The sequence below is a fragment of the Flavicella sp. IMCC45537 genome, from assembly GCF_057197705.1.
On record NZ_CM170067.1, the window covers coordinates 2,057,015 to 2,073,362 of the forward strand.

General features: G+C 34.2%; 9 protein-coding genes. All 9 read right to left on the reverse strand.

The annotated features are described in order from the left end of the window. Nucleotides 1–195: 195 nt before the first annotated feature. The gene (locus tag AC2DGP_RS08450; RefSeq protein ID WP_484489629.1) at nucleotides 196–1,710 is read right to left on the reverse strand and encodes a T9SS type A sorting domain-containing protein; all 1,515 of its coding nucleotides are present in this window, start codon (nucleotides 1,708–1,710) and stop codon (nucleotides 196–198) included. 351 nt (nucleotides 1,711–2,061) lie between these two features. Continuing rightward, nucleotides 2,062–3,870, reverse strand: coding sequence for an alpha-1,3-galactosidase-related protein (locus tag AC2DGP_RS08455; protein ID WP_484489630.1), 1,809 nt, complete (start codon nucleotides 3,868–3,870; stop codon nucleotides 2,062–2,064). A 156-nt stretch (nucleotides 3,871–4,026) separates the two neighbouring features. Further along, the gene (locus tag AC2DGP_RS08460; protein WP_484489631.1) at nucleotides 4,027–5,322 is read right to left on the reverse strand and encodes an arylsulfatase; all 1,296 of its coding nucleotides are present in this window, start codon (nucleotides 5,320–5,322) and stop codon (nucleotides 4,027–4,029) included. Nucleotides 5,323–5,435: 113 nt separating this feature from the next. Then, nucleotides 5,436–6,308, reverse strand: coding sequence for an AraC family transcriptional regulator (locus AC2DGP_RS08465; RefSeq protein ID WP_484489632.1), 873 nt, complete (start codon nucleotides 6,306–6,308; stop codon nucleotides 5,436–5,438). Between the two features lie 23 nt (nucleotides 6,309–6,331). Continuing rightward, a complete protein-coding gene (locus AC2DGP_RS08470) occupies nucleotides 6,332–9,265 on the reverse strand; it encodes a hypothetical protein (RefSeq protein ID WP_484489633.1) in 2,934 nt (977 codons plus the stop codon). A 194-nt stretch (nucleotides 9,266–9,459) separates the two neighbouring features. Beyond that, nucleotides 9,460–10,413, reverse strand: coding sequence for a ThuA domain-containing protein (locus AC2DGP_RS08475; protein WP_484489634.1), 954 nt, complete (start codon nucleotides 10,411–10,413; stop codon nucleotides 9,460–9,462). Nucleotides 10,414–10,579: 166 nt separating this feature from the next. Beyond that, nucleotides 10,580–13,279 (reverse strand): hypothetical protein, encoded by a 2,700-nt coding sequence (locus tag AC2DGP_RS08480; protein ID WP_484489635.1) that lies wholly within the window; start codon nucleotides 13,277–13,279, stop codon nucleotides 10,580–10,582. Nucleotides 13,280–13,440: 161 nt separating this feature from the next. Continuing rightward, nucleotides 13,441–15,333, reverse strand: a complete 1,893-nt coding sequence (locus AC2DGP_RS08485) for a PQQ-binding-like beta-propeller repeat protein (protein WP_484489636.1) — start codon at nucleotides 15,331–15,333, stop codon at nucleotides 13,441–13,443. 17 nt (nucleotides 15,334–15,350) lie between these two features. Beyond that, complete coding sequence (locus tag AC2DGP_RS08490) at nucleotides 15,351–16,337, reverse strand: cytochrome-c peroxidase (protein ID WP_484489637.1); 987 nt, start codon at nucleotides 16,335–16,337, stop codon at nucleotides 15,351–15,353. Nucleotides 16,338–16,348: the final 11 nt, after the last annotated feature.

The following is a 16,348-nucleotide window of genomic DNA, read 5'->3' on the forward strand; positions in this document are numbered from 1 at the left end:
ATCTTTATGATTGACGGTATTCACTAAGAAACACCGAATAATTAGTAACTACATTCACAAAGTTCTGAAAGGAACTAACTTAATTTGTATATGTAAATCCATAAAATGTATATTTCAGTACATAATCCATTCATAAAAGCAAAAAAGCCTCCCTATCGGAGACTTTTTCTAACAAGCACCAAATTGTTATTTATTTTATTCTATCATAATTTTTTGAGCCTGTCCATATCCTAATTTTAGATAATAGACACCTCTTGCCAGTGAACGCACATCAATAAGAATATTTTTACCCGTATTAACATCCACATTTTTTTGATATACAATTGCTCCAAATGCATTTACAAGCGTCAATGCTCCCCCTTTAAAATCTTCAGAAAGAACTACGGACAACCTATCATTCACCGGGTTTGGATATACTCCTTCTATTACAGAGTAAAGTTCTACAGTTCTTTTTTCAATATTTTTTGATGCATTGTTTGAACACTGATCTGCATCTTCATCATGTAAAATTAGTTTAGGCTGACTTTCAAATCCAACAGCTGTTACATCTGCTTCTTCTATATTAATATTAAAATACCCCGGCCCAGTTCCTTTGGAACCATCTATTACAGCAGCAACTGAAGGAGATTTATAACTCTCTCCATCTACATTGTATTCAGTGGCAATATCATCAAGCAAATTACAAGGCATGTATTTAATATGTTTCGCCTTTAATTGTGCATTGGTACCAAAAGTTGCATGAATATCACTAACCACTGAAGTACTCTTAAACATTCCAGGCACCAAACCGGCAGCTTCTTGATCAGATTTTGTATAACCAGCACCTACTCTCACGGCAAACCCACAACTTACACTAGTGACATCAGACACATCTACATGTCCATTCTGAATAGCATGCGGAGAAATCATTACGGCAGCATTACCATTCGTACATTTAACAGTTCTTCCATATATCCTATCAAGCCCACCTACTTGCAATAAGTTCATTTTATCATAGCCTGTTTCAAGTCTTAGCGTAACTCCTCCAGTACCATTTAGATATTTTAATAAAATGTTTTTTCCGGCTTGCATTTGTACCAACCCATAACCATAATGGGCATTTGAAACTTTACCACTTAAGATAACACCATGACGTGGAACAAAATAGTTTCCATTATATTCAGAATACCCAAAAGTAACGGCAGAAAACTTTGTGTTATCATCCAATACATTGAATTTCGCTAAGTAAAAATTCTTAACATTTTTAAAATTAAAAACGGCTACATTTTTATTTTGAAGATTTCGTAAATCAACTATAAACTTGCCTCCAACACCTCTAATACTGGTATTTAAAACGGTTCCAAAATCACCTCCAAAAGCAAAAATTGAATAGTTCTTGGTATCTGTTCTTGGCGTTGGATAAATTTTCACATTGGAATCTATTTCTAAATGCACATTAGATTTCATTACAATTCCAGATAATACATAATTACCCGCTGGAATTTTGATCACTCCTCCATTGGGTTCTTTCTTCATATCCTCAATAGCCGACTGTAAATCAGCACTATCATCATTTCCATCATTCGGAGTTCCCCCGTAATCTTCAATAAAATCTTTGGTAACTCCTAGATGGTTTGTTTCGGTATAAAAATCTTTTATTTTCTGACTTTTCCCTATGAATCCTGCGCATAGAAACAAAGCCAAAATACTTGGTTTAATTAGTTTAATCATTCTTTGGTTTTTAAGTTGGTTGGTTGGTACTTGTAATCTTATAAACAATTGCACAGCTAGGTGGCTCCAATTATTTTCAATTTGATTTCAAAAATTCTGCTTTCTAAAATAAATTGATATGTATTCGTTTTAATCATAAGAGGTAGGATTGAATGTGTTAAATATAATCCCCTTAACAAAAGAGCATGTCCTCTGTAGTAAAAAAGAATACTTAACCATACAGCCTGAATTTATTACCATTTACATATAACATGTAGTTCTCAGTCTACCAAAAACAAAAAACCTCACCAAAATGGTGAGGTCCTTAATCTAACAAACTAATTAACTTACAAATTTCAACAATTTGTAATTTTATTTAAACCCTTTGTTCCTTTTGACAACAATATTTTCTTCAGATGCGGCATCTACCTTCACCATCTCAGTATTTTTAGCTTTGCCTATATACTTATTTTTATAAACTTTTACATCTTTACAATTTTCAAATTCAAAAACCGGAGCATCGGGATATAAAGCCTTAGCATTTTTTGTTTTTGTAATCGTGTTCCCTTCAATTAACAAACCTTCTGCTCTGTCTGCCCAAACAACTCTGTTGTCAAAGTTCTCAATAGTATTATTTATAAATCTAATATTTTTATCGTACGTAATAGTCTGGTCAAATGTTCTTCCTAACCTAGGGGTAACACGCAGTACAGCATGCTCAGACCCACTATAAGCGCAGTATTTAAATTTATTATTCTGGATCAAAACATCACCTACCGCACCTGATTCATACCAAAAGTAGGATTCTCCTCTTAACAATATAGAAGACATCATAGAGGACAAATTATTATTTTCTATCACCACCTTAAGAGGAGTTTTAAAAATAATATTTCTAGCTCTGTGATTTCTTATCGTACATCCTCTCATCGTAAACTCAGGATTCCATGTTTTATTCTCAACAATATCTCCCTTAGCTAAACTTTCAGGTATTTCATTTTCAAAAGTAAGATCAGAATATCTATCATTTACGTATGTTACTTTTGTTACTTTGTTTACAATTCCTCTTGAAGGATCGGGGTTTTGAATAAACCATACTTCATCATTTGCTTCTGCGAATACAAAGCCCATTTGTTCAAAATGCTGTAGTTTTACTCTAATAGTTTTTGAATTGATTATTTGATCTACACTCACATAAGTCCCATGTACATTAGTCCCATCATCCAACATGTTTTCAAAACGACAGTTTTCTATTAGAATTTGCCCCTTACAATTAGCAAAATGAGTAGCATCTGCAATGGTAGAAACAACTCGATCCGAATTTTCTGGCAATACAATCTTAGAATTTAAAATGGAAATATATTCACTTCTTTCAAACAGAAACCCCATTCCTAAAGCATGATGAATTGTAATATTATCAAAGTTTATATGAGACGAAGTAGTTACCTGAAAAGCAGGAGCATATCTATTCTGTCCATGACCTCCTTTTGAGTGTAACACAGTTCCTACAGCAGGATAAAACTTTCTTTTTTCGTGAATTCTTAAAACTCCATTCGGTCTTTTTTCCACCCATCTTGGTCTACTACCGAAATCCCAAGCACCATGGCCTACTGCTTTTGTTTTTTTATCAAACTCTAAAGTACTTCCTAATTCTTCAAAATGAAAACCATCAATATTTGGAAACATGATTCTTCCTTTCATCAACTTCCAAGAAAAACCTTGTTTATAAGGCTTGATATCAATCCATTCTGCATCTTTATCAACTTGCAGCACATCTCCTTGAAAAGAGAATGGCACATCCCAGTCAATAGTCAAATCCTTAACAGATACCTTTTTACAATTTTCAAATTGAAAGGGAGCTTCTTGACCATGAAACATAAAATTTGATCCATTTCCTTCAATTTCCACGGATTCAAACCCATCAAATCTGAAAATAATTTTTTTCAATCCATTTCCATGATTTGTAATAAAGCAATATTTATCCATGGCATAGGTAGGAAGAAAAAGATAAGTTCCTTGTTCAAAAATTATTTTTACTTCCTTATCGACAATACCATTTAATTTATCTCTAAGAATTTGGGTCATATCACCCTTTTCCTTCTTAATATTTATTATTTCTTTTGCCTCAGCAGTTACTACCAACCCCAGTAAGAAAAATATATGTGCTAAAAATTTAAGTCTCATTTTCTTCAATTATTTGTTTTATAAAAATACAGGCTTTATCTGAATCAAAATACATCAATACTACCTCCGAATAAAAACAAATTAACCCATTCTTAATTGCTTCCATGTAGGTTCAAGTATAATACCTGTTACTATTAGTACATTTTCTGCCTAAAATTACATTTCTGTAATTATTTTCATCATTTTGCCCACCATTGTTGGATTTTGGTCCGCTAGGTTATGTTCTTCTGAAATATCACTTGACAAATCATACAATTCTAGAGGCATTTTTCTTTCAGTTGTTTTCTTTGTTTTTTTATAGGTATTCAAAACCCCTTTCCAATTCCCTATTCTTATCGCTTGATGGTATATTTTATGAGACTCGATTCTCCAAAATAAATAGTCGTGTTGTTTTTGATTTTTAATATTCCCCTTTAAAGTTGGCAAAAAAGAAATCCCATCGCATTGCGCCGGAACTTCAACATCTAATATATCAGATGCAGTAGCCATAACATCCCAAAAGGCACTTGGTAGATTTGTTACAGAACCAGGCTTGATAACGCCAGGCCAATAAGCCAACATAGGAGTTCTTATACCTCCTTCATACATATCTCTTTTCATTCCTCTAAACGCCCCGGTAGAATTCCAAAATTTTGGATCATGCCCTCCCACATTATGAGCTCCATTATCACTTGTAAATATGATCAACGTGTTTTCCAACTGACCTGTTTTTTTCAAAATTTCTACTATTTCCCCTACTTGATTGTCCAAGTGCTCTACCATAGCCGCAAAAGCAGCAACTGGATTTACAACATCGGGACATGGCTCGTCCTTCGCACTATACACACCTATTTTATCTTCAAACTGAGGGAGTTTTTTGCGCCATTTATTATGTAAATCCTTCGGAGCATGCATCGCTGCATGAGGAATTGCTGTAGGAATATAACAGAAAAAAGGCTTATTATGCTTCGCGTTCTTTTCTATAAAACTGAAGGCGTTTTTCATAATTTCATCGTGAACATAGGTACCAGGTTTCATCATAACCTTTTTCCCATTATGAACCATGCTTGTTGGATAGTAGGTATGTGCTGCATATTGTGTTTTCCATCCATAAAACTCATCAAATCCATTTTGTAATGGGTTGGCCTCTGTATCTAAATAAGTATAGCCCAATCCCCATTTCCCAAAGGCTCCCGTTGCATAACCCGCATTTTTAAAAAGCTCTGGTAACACAGTCATTTCCGGTTTTAATGGGGTCTCATTTGGAGAATTACCAATAATATGGTTATGACCAGGATGTTGCCCTGACATTAAAACTGCTCTAGAAGGACTGCATACTGCGTTTCCGGAATAATGATCCGTAAATTTAATTCCTTCATAACCCAGCCTATCAATATTTGGCGTTTTTAATAATTTTTGACCATATATTCCTAAATCCCCAATACCAAGGTCATCTGCCAGTATATAAATCACATTCGTTTTTTTTGATTGCGACTGTAGCAATATAGAAACTAGTAGTACTGATAAGAAAATTATTTTTTTTGAAGAATTTAAATTCATTAATCTTATTTATTTTTAAAAATGCGTTATATTTTTTTTTCGTACGCAATTCTCTCTCTATATATTTTTGGAGTTTCATTTTGTACTAATTTGAACTGCTTGTTAAAATTTGTGATTGATGGAAACCCTACCTCTATAGCTATTTCAGAAATAGATTTATTCGTTGAAACTAAAAGTTTCGCAGCATTTCTAATACGCACCTCATTTAAAAACTTCACGAAAGATTTATTTGTCAAATTTTTAAAATACCTACAAAAAGAATTTTCAGTCATACAAGCAATTTCCGCAACATCCTTTAAAGAGATACTAGAGGCATAATTGATAGATATAAACTTCATCACCTCATCTAACTTAGAGCCATTTTCAGAAGAATATTGTCTCATATCCAGAGTGGAAATTTGTTTATCTATCTTTTCCTGAGACAAATCATGCAATAAAGAAAGTAATTCTATTGACTTTTCTGGGGCATTCAAATCATGAAAGTGCAACAAGCGATCTTTAAATTCTTCAGAAGTTTCACTCGAGAATAACACTCCTAAATCAGATGCTTTTAACATATCCTTAATAGCATAAAATTCAGGGTTTTCAAAAACTCCTTGCCCGATAAAATCTTTCAGAAATTTTATGACTACGATTTCAACATTAGAATCTGAATCTAACTTTGATGATAAATCATTACGCCACAAGTGCGGCAAATAGGCACCTACCAAAACTAACTCACCTTCATTAAACTCTTGAACACTATCTCCTACAAAACGTATACCACTTCCCTTAGAAACATACAGCAACTCATATTCTTTGTGATAATGCCAAGAAGAATCTAGACAGGGTTGGTTGTATTTATAAGAAAAAAGTTTCTCACTAAGAAAACACTTTGTTTGTTTTAATTGTAATTTCATTTACATACTGTTTACCTTCAACATCATAGAGCACTTGAAAGCTCCACATCAATAAAACGAAAAGTTCCACATGGAATATCAACCTCAATTGTTGTTGAATTCGCGTCAAAAGATTTTCCGTCAAGTATATCTGTTACTTTTATTGGATTGATGGTATTAAAAGTAACTTTTGCGATTCGGTCATCTGGATTCAAATAACCTCCGTCAATAATTGTCAACCTTAAATGCGTTGGAGAAGTTTGTGCAACTACCCATGCAACATCCCCTTCTACCGTAATCGGTATTAAATTTGACTTAGATTCTATTTCAGATTCTACTGTAGTATAATAAGTATCCGCGGCATACGTTTGTGTACCATCAGAAGAGTAATAGTGCCTACCATCTGTGATGTATTCCGTTAGAATATCTTTATAAATTGGATGTAAATTATCTTTTAATTTCCCTCTAATAGCAGTTTGGTTTGAATATACTCCTTCTTGAGGTGGAGTAATCAGTACCAATCCGTTTGGGTAATTCGGCAAATAGTTCTGTCTTCTATCCTTTACATGTCCAGCATAACTAGAAAAATCCCACGGATTCACCTTTGCTGCCATCCAAGTAGAGTTTTGCCTACTAAAAACAAAAGGGTTACTTTCTTCAAATTCTTCGTCATAAAAAACAGACCACTTTAAACTACTTCCCTCTTCCATATAATGTGCATCAGGATTTTGCATGCTCAAATGCACTGGAGAATAACTAACAATCTCATTGGCTTTTGGAACATAAAGTGCACCTTTCGCTACTAACTCCCAAAGAAAGCTCATGTAATCAGGATATACTGCAAAGTTGTTGATATATTGAGCTCCACTTGCCATATGATACATCATATGACGCAAAAAATGATTTGGCAATCGCTGATGTGAATGTTGACGTGATCTGTCAAAACTTGGATTATCTGGAACAGAACGTGATCCCCAACTATCAACAGCACCACTGGCCCAAACTCCTGAACGTCCAGCAATACTAATATCCATTGCCTTGTCTGTAGTTTCTTCCATAGAAGGGACAAAAATTTCAGCATAATCACCATTCAACGTCTTCTCCCACATCGGCAAATAAATATTTCCTTGCCAAAAGTTATGTTTTGTTCTAACAAAAATATTGGTGTTTTTAGTCTTCGAATAATCTGCTAAAGGATAAAACAAATCTTCCATTACCCAAGCAAAATCATCCGAATCATCTTCTAATTCAGGATATATCAATACCGTTTTTTTTCCTGCTGCATGGTCTATTACTTTTTTGGTAGTTTCTAAATGAAACATATACGGATCATTTCCATGACCTCCCCAATAAGCAATTCCATCTTCTCCTTCATACCAAGGTGTTATCAAATCCAAGCACTCTTGTTGAGTGTATGTATATTGCCTTCTACCATCTCTTTTTTCTTTATACTTTTCGTTTTCCATTTCAGAACGATCCCAATCTTCAGCCTTATTCGTATGTTCACCGCCTAAAAAGATTGGACTATTATAATTGGCCTTGATCTCATCAGCAACTTGTTTTGCCAACCCTGAATCTGTACTTTCTGTCATCATATAAACTGGAACTGGTTCTCTTTCAAAATCAGGTCTAATGTACCCTGCTAAATTAGCCCTAGCTGCAGCGGTATTATCTATTATTTCTTGGATTTTTCCTTCAGGCGAAATCGTCTCATATGCCGTTTTCCAACCTGAAACATCCGTATTCAGAATATGGATACAGCTTCCTCCACTTTGTGCACTTGCCAACACAAGCTTGTTATCATCTTTCCACATATCATTAAAAGAATAAAAGCATTCCAACTCTTCTCTTCCTGAACCATCTAAAGAAGTATCTAGTAAAAACATATGATTCCCTGAAATTGAAACATATTTATCGACAGCATCCTCTTGAATCATCTCTGTTTGTGTTACAAAATATCCAAACCCCATTCCAGAATGTGTGTATCTTACTAAATCATCCGCGGTAGCATCAATATCAACACGAACAATCTCAGCACTTTTATAATGTGCAGAAGTTCCCATCACAATTTCTTCAGTTCCATCATTATCTATATCACTAACCTTTAAATCTCCTAAAACCGTATTTGCAGATAATTTGATCGATTTATATGGCAATTCTTCAAAAGCATTAAATAAATAAATACTTCCTTTACCTTGCATATGATTGTTACTCCCATGAACCGCTAAAACTTCATTTCCATCACTGGTTTTAACAGGTCGTAAAAAATTGGCATAGTGTAAATAATTATATTTTGAATCTACTCCTCCCCAGGGCTTTTCATTGCTATAGGTTGAAGAGTGAATGTTTTTCAACATTATCCCGGAATTCGACAAGTAAGAAATACTGAGATCCATCCCTCCGCATACTATATATTTTGATCCATTACTTGTGACTGTACAGATAGAATACATTGGAGTATCATTTCTTTTATACTCCCATTTGGTATCTCCTGAAGTTCCATCTAAACAATAAGCATTACCATCAGCATTTGCTATCAATACTTCATCTTTACCATCTCCGTCAATATCATCGCACCAAATATCATGGATCATGTATCCTGATAGGTTATTTTTCCACAAAATATTACCACCATAGGAAACCCCCATTACAATACCGTCATAAGAACTGGCAATCAAATACTTTTGTCCATTGTTAACCGCAACTCTTACTTTCATAATAGTATGCCCAGTATTGATACTGTAATACGCAGTATTTTTATATGCTGAATAATTACTGAATTTCATACTGTAGGAACCTGATACAGACTTTTCATCTGTAGGAGAGAAATTTTCAGAATGATCCGTGCTCCAACCTTTTCCATTCTCTTCAAAATCATAAGTAGCCTCTGTATTAGAAACTGATTTTTTATATTGAGCTTGCGTTGTGAAGAAACTAAAAGCGATGATGGAAACCCCAAGGGTTAATACTTTTTTCATTTTATTATTTGTCATTTAGGTTGGTTACAAAACGATGCAACTTGCAATAACAAATAAAAAAAAACTAAGTCAAAGCCATGTATCCGTTGGTTCTTATTATGTGTTTAACAGTAAATCTTATAAACTCTAAGACACAAAAAATCCGGTAAAGACCTTACAAGCCCTACCGGATAATTTACAATAACTAAGAATTTTTATTTTTTCAATTCAAAAGGTCTCCTTGAAGATTTTGTGGCACTTGGAAAATCTCCGGGAACCTCTTGGGTTACCTTACCGGTTGCAGCCCATTCTACTCCTCTTAAAAACGAAACCTGAAAACCTACACTTTCAAATGACAAAGCATCATGCCCTAAAGTGGTATGAAAAATTTTTCCTTTCCCATAATCAAGCACCATTAACACAGGCTCATGTCGATCCGTTGGAGCTTTTCCTGAGGCATCTTTACCAGTAGCTAGTATGGTCATATTTTCTGCTGGCCCCCTTAATTTTGCATAACATTCATCTTTTGTTGTCAACCAAACTTTTGGCATTCCATTTGTAATTGGATGCTCTGCTCTCACGGTCACGGGAAATTCATTTTTTGGCCCATGGGCACCTGAACCTCCAGGACTAGTATCTCTTACCAGTTCTCCTTCATTTGTATAATATACATATGGTCCATCTTTTTCTGTTCTGTTACCCCAACCACCTAAACCAATCATTTGGTTATATGCAAACCATTTTGGAAAAGAGTTATCCGCAGCATGCACAGACACAAATCCACCTCCTTTTTTCATATATTTCTCAAAAGCTTTTTGCGTTTTTTCTGGCCAAGAAGCAGCTTTCCACCCAAAATTAGAAACTACAACATCATATTTTTTAAATTTTGGAGAAAATTCAGGATCTGTCTTTGGAGATTTAGACGTGCTACGTTCACCCACTCCAGCAAGTGGTAAAAATTCTTTTTTCCCTTCTGATTTCCACATAAAATTGCTTCTCTCAATATCTACCTTAAACAAACCTGTCTCTTCTAAATATTGCTTCATCATAATCGTTGACATAGGCCAAACACCATGATTATTCTGTCCATCTACAATCAATACTTTTATTTGCGCCTGTAATTGCAGAGCAAATAAACAATAAACAATGGCTATGATACTTTTCTTCATTATATTCATTTTTTCTTTCAGATTCTAAAAACGTGAAATTAAGCTATTTCTATGAGTAACAGTTTCAAAATTTTTCATAGTGGAAATTTGAACATCAATAAAAAAATGTAGCACATAAAAAAACGTCCTAAAGTATTTAGGACGTTTTAAGCTAACCTTAACCTAACTAATAACTAAAATCAATAAATCTTAAGGAACCAGCAGGAACGCATAGTTCTAAATTATTTTTGATTTTAATTTTATCATTTGAAAGAATATCTTTTGCAGAAACTGGTAACTCCCCTGTAAAGGAAATAATTGCATTTCTTTTGCTTGGCTCTATATAACCGGGATCCATAAGAATTAATCTGACATGATTTTTATCTATCCTAATTGCACTCCAAGCAGCACCTTTTACCAAAATAGGTAGTTGAGATGCTCCTTTTGCAACGGTCTTTTTAAAATACGGAGCAAAGTCTTCTGCAGAAATAAATTTATCATTCAACTTTCCTTTAACTCCATCACTGATCGTATAAGGAATCCCCTTTTCTTTCAATTGTTTTTCAAACTCTATTGGAGCTACAGGCACCATTCCATTCGGTAATTCAGGAATATAATTCAACCATCTATAGTGCACCCCTAGCGCAATCTGAGAATAATCATTTTCAGGGATATTTGTTCCTGCCCAATGCATTTGAGCTACCGAAAACACAGCCTTATCATCAGTCGCTTTGTATTGCTTTAACGAGTGATGGTTATCAATAGAATGCACTAAATGCGCATCTACATTATCAATTAAATGCCAAGATCCAATAGACATAATATCTTCTTTTTCCACAATAGGTAACACACCAGATTTCATCAGTCCAAACAACACATTCAAGCCAGGCTCTTCGATAAACTTATTATCTGCAACTACTCCATGACTTGCACCGTAAGCAGCCATCATAACTCCTTGACGTAAATACGGAGAAACAGAACGCTGTCCACCTGGCGTTAAAGGTCTCCAACTTGTTGGATTGTCATCTATCAACCTCATCGCAAAATCATCAACATACCCCGCAGATAACATTCCCACACGACCAGCTAAGTTGATATCTTGTGTTCTTGAACTTGTATCTTCTGAGGCAGGCACCAATATATCATTGTATTTGTTAGAAAAAAACAACTCTTGCCATAATGGCAATTTATTTGTCAAAGACCAAAATGTGTTTTTATACCTAAAATATAATTTTGCCTTGTTATTAACTCTAATCGCTTTTGCTAATCTAGGAACATACTCTCTTACAAAATGTTGTACCCTAGGATCATCAACATTATCCATTTCTGCATAAACAAAACCACGACAAGTATTTGGTGCAACTTTTAAAATCTCTTCCAAAGTTTCTATTTGAATATAAAAAGGGTCATTTCCGTGGCCTGCCCAAAAAGTGAACAACTGTCCTTCTGCCTCATATGCCTTCGCTTGATTTACAATCGCAGCTCTTGAATCTTGATATTTCCCTCTCTTATCTTTTTTAAGTGCAATATCTCCCATGACAGCCACTAAGTGCGACCTATCTGTACTTTCTTTAGGCGATCTTTGAATAACAAATTTTATGTTATTTCCTTTAAGTTTCGCAACCTTAGCATCTACTTTTTTTCCGGTTATCATCACCCATTCCTTGTCAGAGGACTTTTGATAAAATGGCATTTTAAAATCTAACAATTGCTCATACAAGGTTTCCATGTTTCTAGCAACCTCATCCATGGTTCCAATAGACTTAGGTTTGGTTGCAACATTCCAATTATTCTTCTTTAAATCATAAAAGCATACTGTATTTCCTCCATCTACCTCTCCAGCTCCAATCAATTGTTTGGATTTTACATCTACTGTAAAATCATTAAACACCAACTCTCCAGATATTGCATATCTCGTACCTGTTTTCTGAATCAATTTACCTTTCAAATCTAATTTATAAAGGAAACCTCCAAATTGAAACATTATTTCATCCTTTACTGGCAGAAGCACCGTACCCTTGGCATTAGCATAACGTTGAATTTCTTTACGCGTACCTTTGAAACTCAAAATTTCCTGAAACGAACCATTCAAACCAACTACCACTGGAATCCAAGATACATCTCCAAAAAAAGTGATATCCGACAAACCATCTTTGTTTAAATCCGCAATTGTAATTTCGGTAACCATCATTTTTGATAATTCCTTTACCGCTGCTTTTTTATAGTTTAATTCCTTTAGAACCTTTTTTGTATCAGCATCTAAAACCCCCATAAATTCCCAACGAAATTTATCATGTGAATAGGTCATCACAAAAAGAGATTCTTTGTTTTTATCAATAAAATTTCCGGATTCTATTTTACGGATGGTCCCAGAAATTTTAGTAGTTCCGATGAATTTCCCATTTGCATCTATCTCATATATCTTATAGTCATTTCCTCCTGCAAAGATTTGAATTCCCGCGTTATTTTTGACAACTGCTATTTCCGAAAATCGCACTTTGTGGTTTGGCGTAAATTCCCATAACAAATCACCCTTCCCATTAAAACAATAGATGGAACCATTTCCACTAGCAACCAACAATTCATCACTCCCGTCTTTGGTAATATCTTCAGCTAAAATTTCAAATAATACTCCTGAAGTATCCAAAGTTTTTTCCCAAATCTTTTTCCCATCAAGAGAATAACAGCCTACAGCATCACTTAAAGAAGATATATAAACACATGATTTTCCATCTACTTTGGCAGATACAATATTTCTAATATTCGTTATTTCCGTAGAAAAACTTTTAGGTGATTTTCCTTTATTTGCGGTTGCAATTTGACTTAAACCACATATGGCAACAATACACCAAATGATTTTTGAATTAATGTTTTTACTTTTTCTCATTATTTAAATTTAAAAAGATTCGTGCTCACTCTCATCAGCTCTTCAAATTAAATTGAAAACAAAGTACAAAATGTATTCTTGGGTATATGTATTGTAGTTTTTATAAAATTTTTAGATAGATTTAGAAAAAAACTATCACAAATGGCCAAACCAGTTATGGTTTACTCAATGCAAATGATTTCTTTCAAAGTTCTATGGTAAATAGATCCATTAGCATAACTCATCGTGTTTACCGTCCAAGTTTTTCCTTGTTCACCTAAATCATTCACGGCTTTTAATGCTGAACCATCAAAACTTTCGCTAGAAGTATCGATAACATACACCATTCCTAATGCATTTGTAAAGTATATATAATCATCTATCATTGTAGGAGAACCCAAAAAACATTTCTGAAAACCATGACCTCTCACTCTAGCATCTGAACTATGCCTTTGACCTTTCGAATTCAGACCGTCATTTGCCTGAGCAGTATGCCAAATAAAATTTCCTTGCTCGTCAATTTCTCTTGGAACTTCAAGAAACACATTTTCTCCTGTAACCGTATTATGCCTAGCAATATAGGGTTGATATCTCACCATATAATAAATAAAGTCACCTACTTGCATATTACAATGTCTTTCATTTTCACTATGAGGTAATTTTGCGTTTTTTTCCAAGGTATAAGAATCTGTAAGCGTATCAAATGTATAGACTTTTCCTTCTTTCAACTGTTTCTTACCAATTAATTCCCCATTTTTAGAATCAATGGTTACATGATAATCTCCTTTATAAAACCAAGAAACACGTTCGTTATTCCAATGCTGCGTACTTAAGGCTCCCCAACCAGATATACTATTATCCTCTTTTGGTTCCCAATTCCAAATTTCATTGCCGGCGTTGTCTTTCTCTAGACTAATCAAACTCAAACCAACGGGTCTTTCTGGAACTCCATGTGGCCCTCCACGTCCCATCATAACTGCCACAATTCCTTCTTTTGTTCTCCCAATAACCGGTGTATTATAATGTGTTAAAGCCTCTTGAGTTGTCCAAACCAACACGCCAGTATTTTTATCAAAAGCATGTAGGTAATTCCACAATGGATTTCTAGTTCCATCCCCCTCCATTGGCGGTTCAGAACTCAAAATCCAATCGCCAAACAATATAGAATCAAATTGTTTATTAAAAGGTCTGCCTTCGGTAGGGTGCCAAGTTCTTTCCCAAACTACATCACCATTCATCGTATAACAAGCCATTGCACCACAGGCATTGATTGCCCATACAAAATTACCATCAGTCATAGGACACGGACTTGTTGCATCACTAAATCCATTGTTATATTCAGTTTCAATGACACCTTTTAATGTTTTTGTCCATAATTCCTTTCCAGTAGTTGCATCCAAACAATAAAGTAAAACGTCTTTACCCTTTTGACTTCCTTTTACATCTTTGGTAAGCTGTGTATATTTTTCATAAGCTATTTTTAACTCCTTTGACTTGTTATGAATATAATTTTGATAGTTTGTTTTATGTAGCTGAAACTGTTTACCTATCTCATTTTTTTTCAATAACTCCCCTTTAATTTTATTTTTTCTGTTTCCTGTCGCTTTTTGATACCCTTTATGGGATGCCAATAAGCTTTCCCACTTTTTCTCTGATTGGGTATATGAGGCGGCAATTTTTTTAAACCTAGCATCACTTTTTAATAATTGGTTTTTTGTCTGCCTCAATAACAATTCATACTTTTTTTGAGCCGCCTTATATTGAGTTTGTACCTGATTGTACGGCAAATTATCAGTGGGAATATTTATTGTAAAAAACAACTTATCATTCCAAACAGCAATCCCACTTTGTCCACCAGCAGGCAATGTTTTTTTCCATTTTACATTCTCATTATTTCGGACAGACCACTGCACAGGAACTTTATTTTTAGATATCACTTTGTAATTCCCATTGGGTCCACCCGACATAGGCCAAGTATTATTTTTACCTGTAATTGTTTGTTCCGTTTTTGATGTTTGACATGAAACTGCTAAAACAGTCAGCACACAGAATAAAATAGTTTTTTGAAATTTCATTTTTAAGTTATCGTTTTTTAATACTCCTTTATGTATTCTACTGGAATTTCTCCTTTTAATGATTTTAAAAATTCTTGAATTTTAATAGCTTCTTCCACAGAAATCTGAAGTCCACGCTCATGCCTACCCATCAACTGAATAGCTTTCCATAGTTTTTTCGAGGATCTATCATGAAAATAAGGACTTGTTTCAGAAACATTTCTTAATGAAGAAACTCTAAAAAACATTTTATAATCAGATTGATGTTTCACGTGATAATACCCTAAATCCGTTTGATTTGGCCATGCTTCTGTAATTCCTAATTTCTGAATCATTTGCCCTCCAAAACTTGATCCGGTATGACAGGAATAACAACTTTTATCATTAAATAGATGTCCGCCTTCAATTTGTTCCAAAGTTAAAGCCGTTGTATCTCCTAAAACAAATGCATCTATAGGAGCAGGAGTAACCAATCCTTTTAAAAATTGATTCAAAGCATCCACAACGATCGCACTTTTTTCTTTTGCTGTTGGATATAATTCGGAAAATTCTTTCTCATATTTCTGAAGTTCATCTAATCGTTTTTCTAAATTTTCATCATCCCCCATGCTCATTTCACAAGAACTCTTAAGGCTATGAAATATTTTTTCCTCTAAATTATCAAATACCCCTTCGGAGTTGAATAATAACATCTCGTTAATATTATAAAGGGATGGAACGTCTCTAAAAAAAGTACCTTCATGAATTTGTGACAAAAAATAGCTTCCATTGCTAGCATAGTTTTTTAAATCATGACAACTGTTACAACTATATCCTTTAGACTGAGATAAGTTATTTTCATAAAATAATTTCTTTCCAAGAATTTGTTTTCTTTGAACTAAATCTGTCTCCTCTTTGGTTTGAAAAGGAACAAAATGAGGTTTTATAATAGTACGTAATGCAGCGGCTGATCTATTTTTTGAGGCTTGAGAGACCACCGATAGACCAACACATAAAAACAAAAAGGTTAAAAATTTAAGCCGCAACCTCTCTTATT

Excerpts from the sequence above, each read along its gene's own strand:
- AC2DGP_RS08470 (WP_484489633.1), bottom strand. The coding sequence starts at position 9,265 with ATGAAAAAAGTATTAACCCTTGGGGTTTCCATCATCGCTTTTAGTTTC.
- AC2DGP_RS08465 (WP_484489632.1), bottom strand. The coding sequence starts at position 6,308 with ATGAAATTACAATTAAAACAAACAAAGTGTTTTCTTAGTGAGAAACTT.
- AC2DGP_RS08450 (WP_484489629.1), bottom strand. The coding sequence starts at position 1,710 with ATGATTAAACTAATTAAACCAAGTATTTTGGCTTTGTTTCTATGCGCA.
- AC2DGP_RS08480 (WP_484489635.1), bottom strand. The coding sequence starts at position 13,279 with ATGAGAAAAAGTAAAAACATTAATTCAAAAATCATTTGGTGTATTGTT.
- AC2DGP_RS08485 (WP_484489636.1), bottom strand. The coding sequence starts at position 15,333 with ATGAAATTTCAAAAAACTATTTTATTCTGTGTGCTGACTGTTTTAGCA.
- AC2DGP_RS08475 (WP_484489634.1), bottom strand. The coding sequence starts at position 10,413 with ATGAAGAAAAGTATCATAGCCATTGTTTATTGTTTATTTGCTCTGCAA.
- AC2DGP_RS08455 (WP_484489630.1), bottom strand. The coding sequence starts at position 3,870 with ATGAGACTTAAATTTTTAGCACATATATTTTTCTTACTGGGGTTGGTA.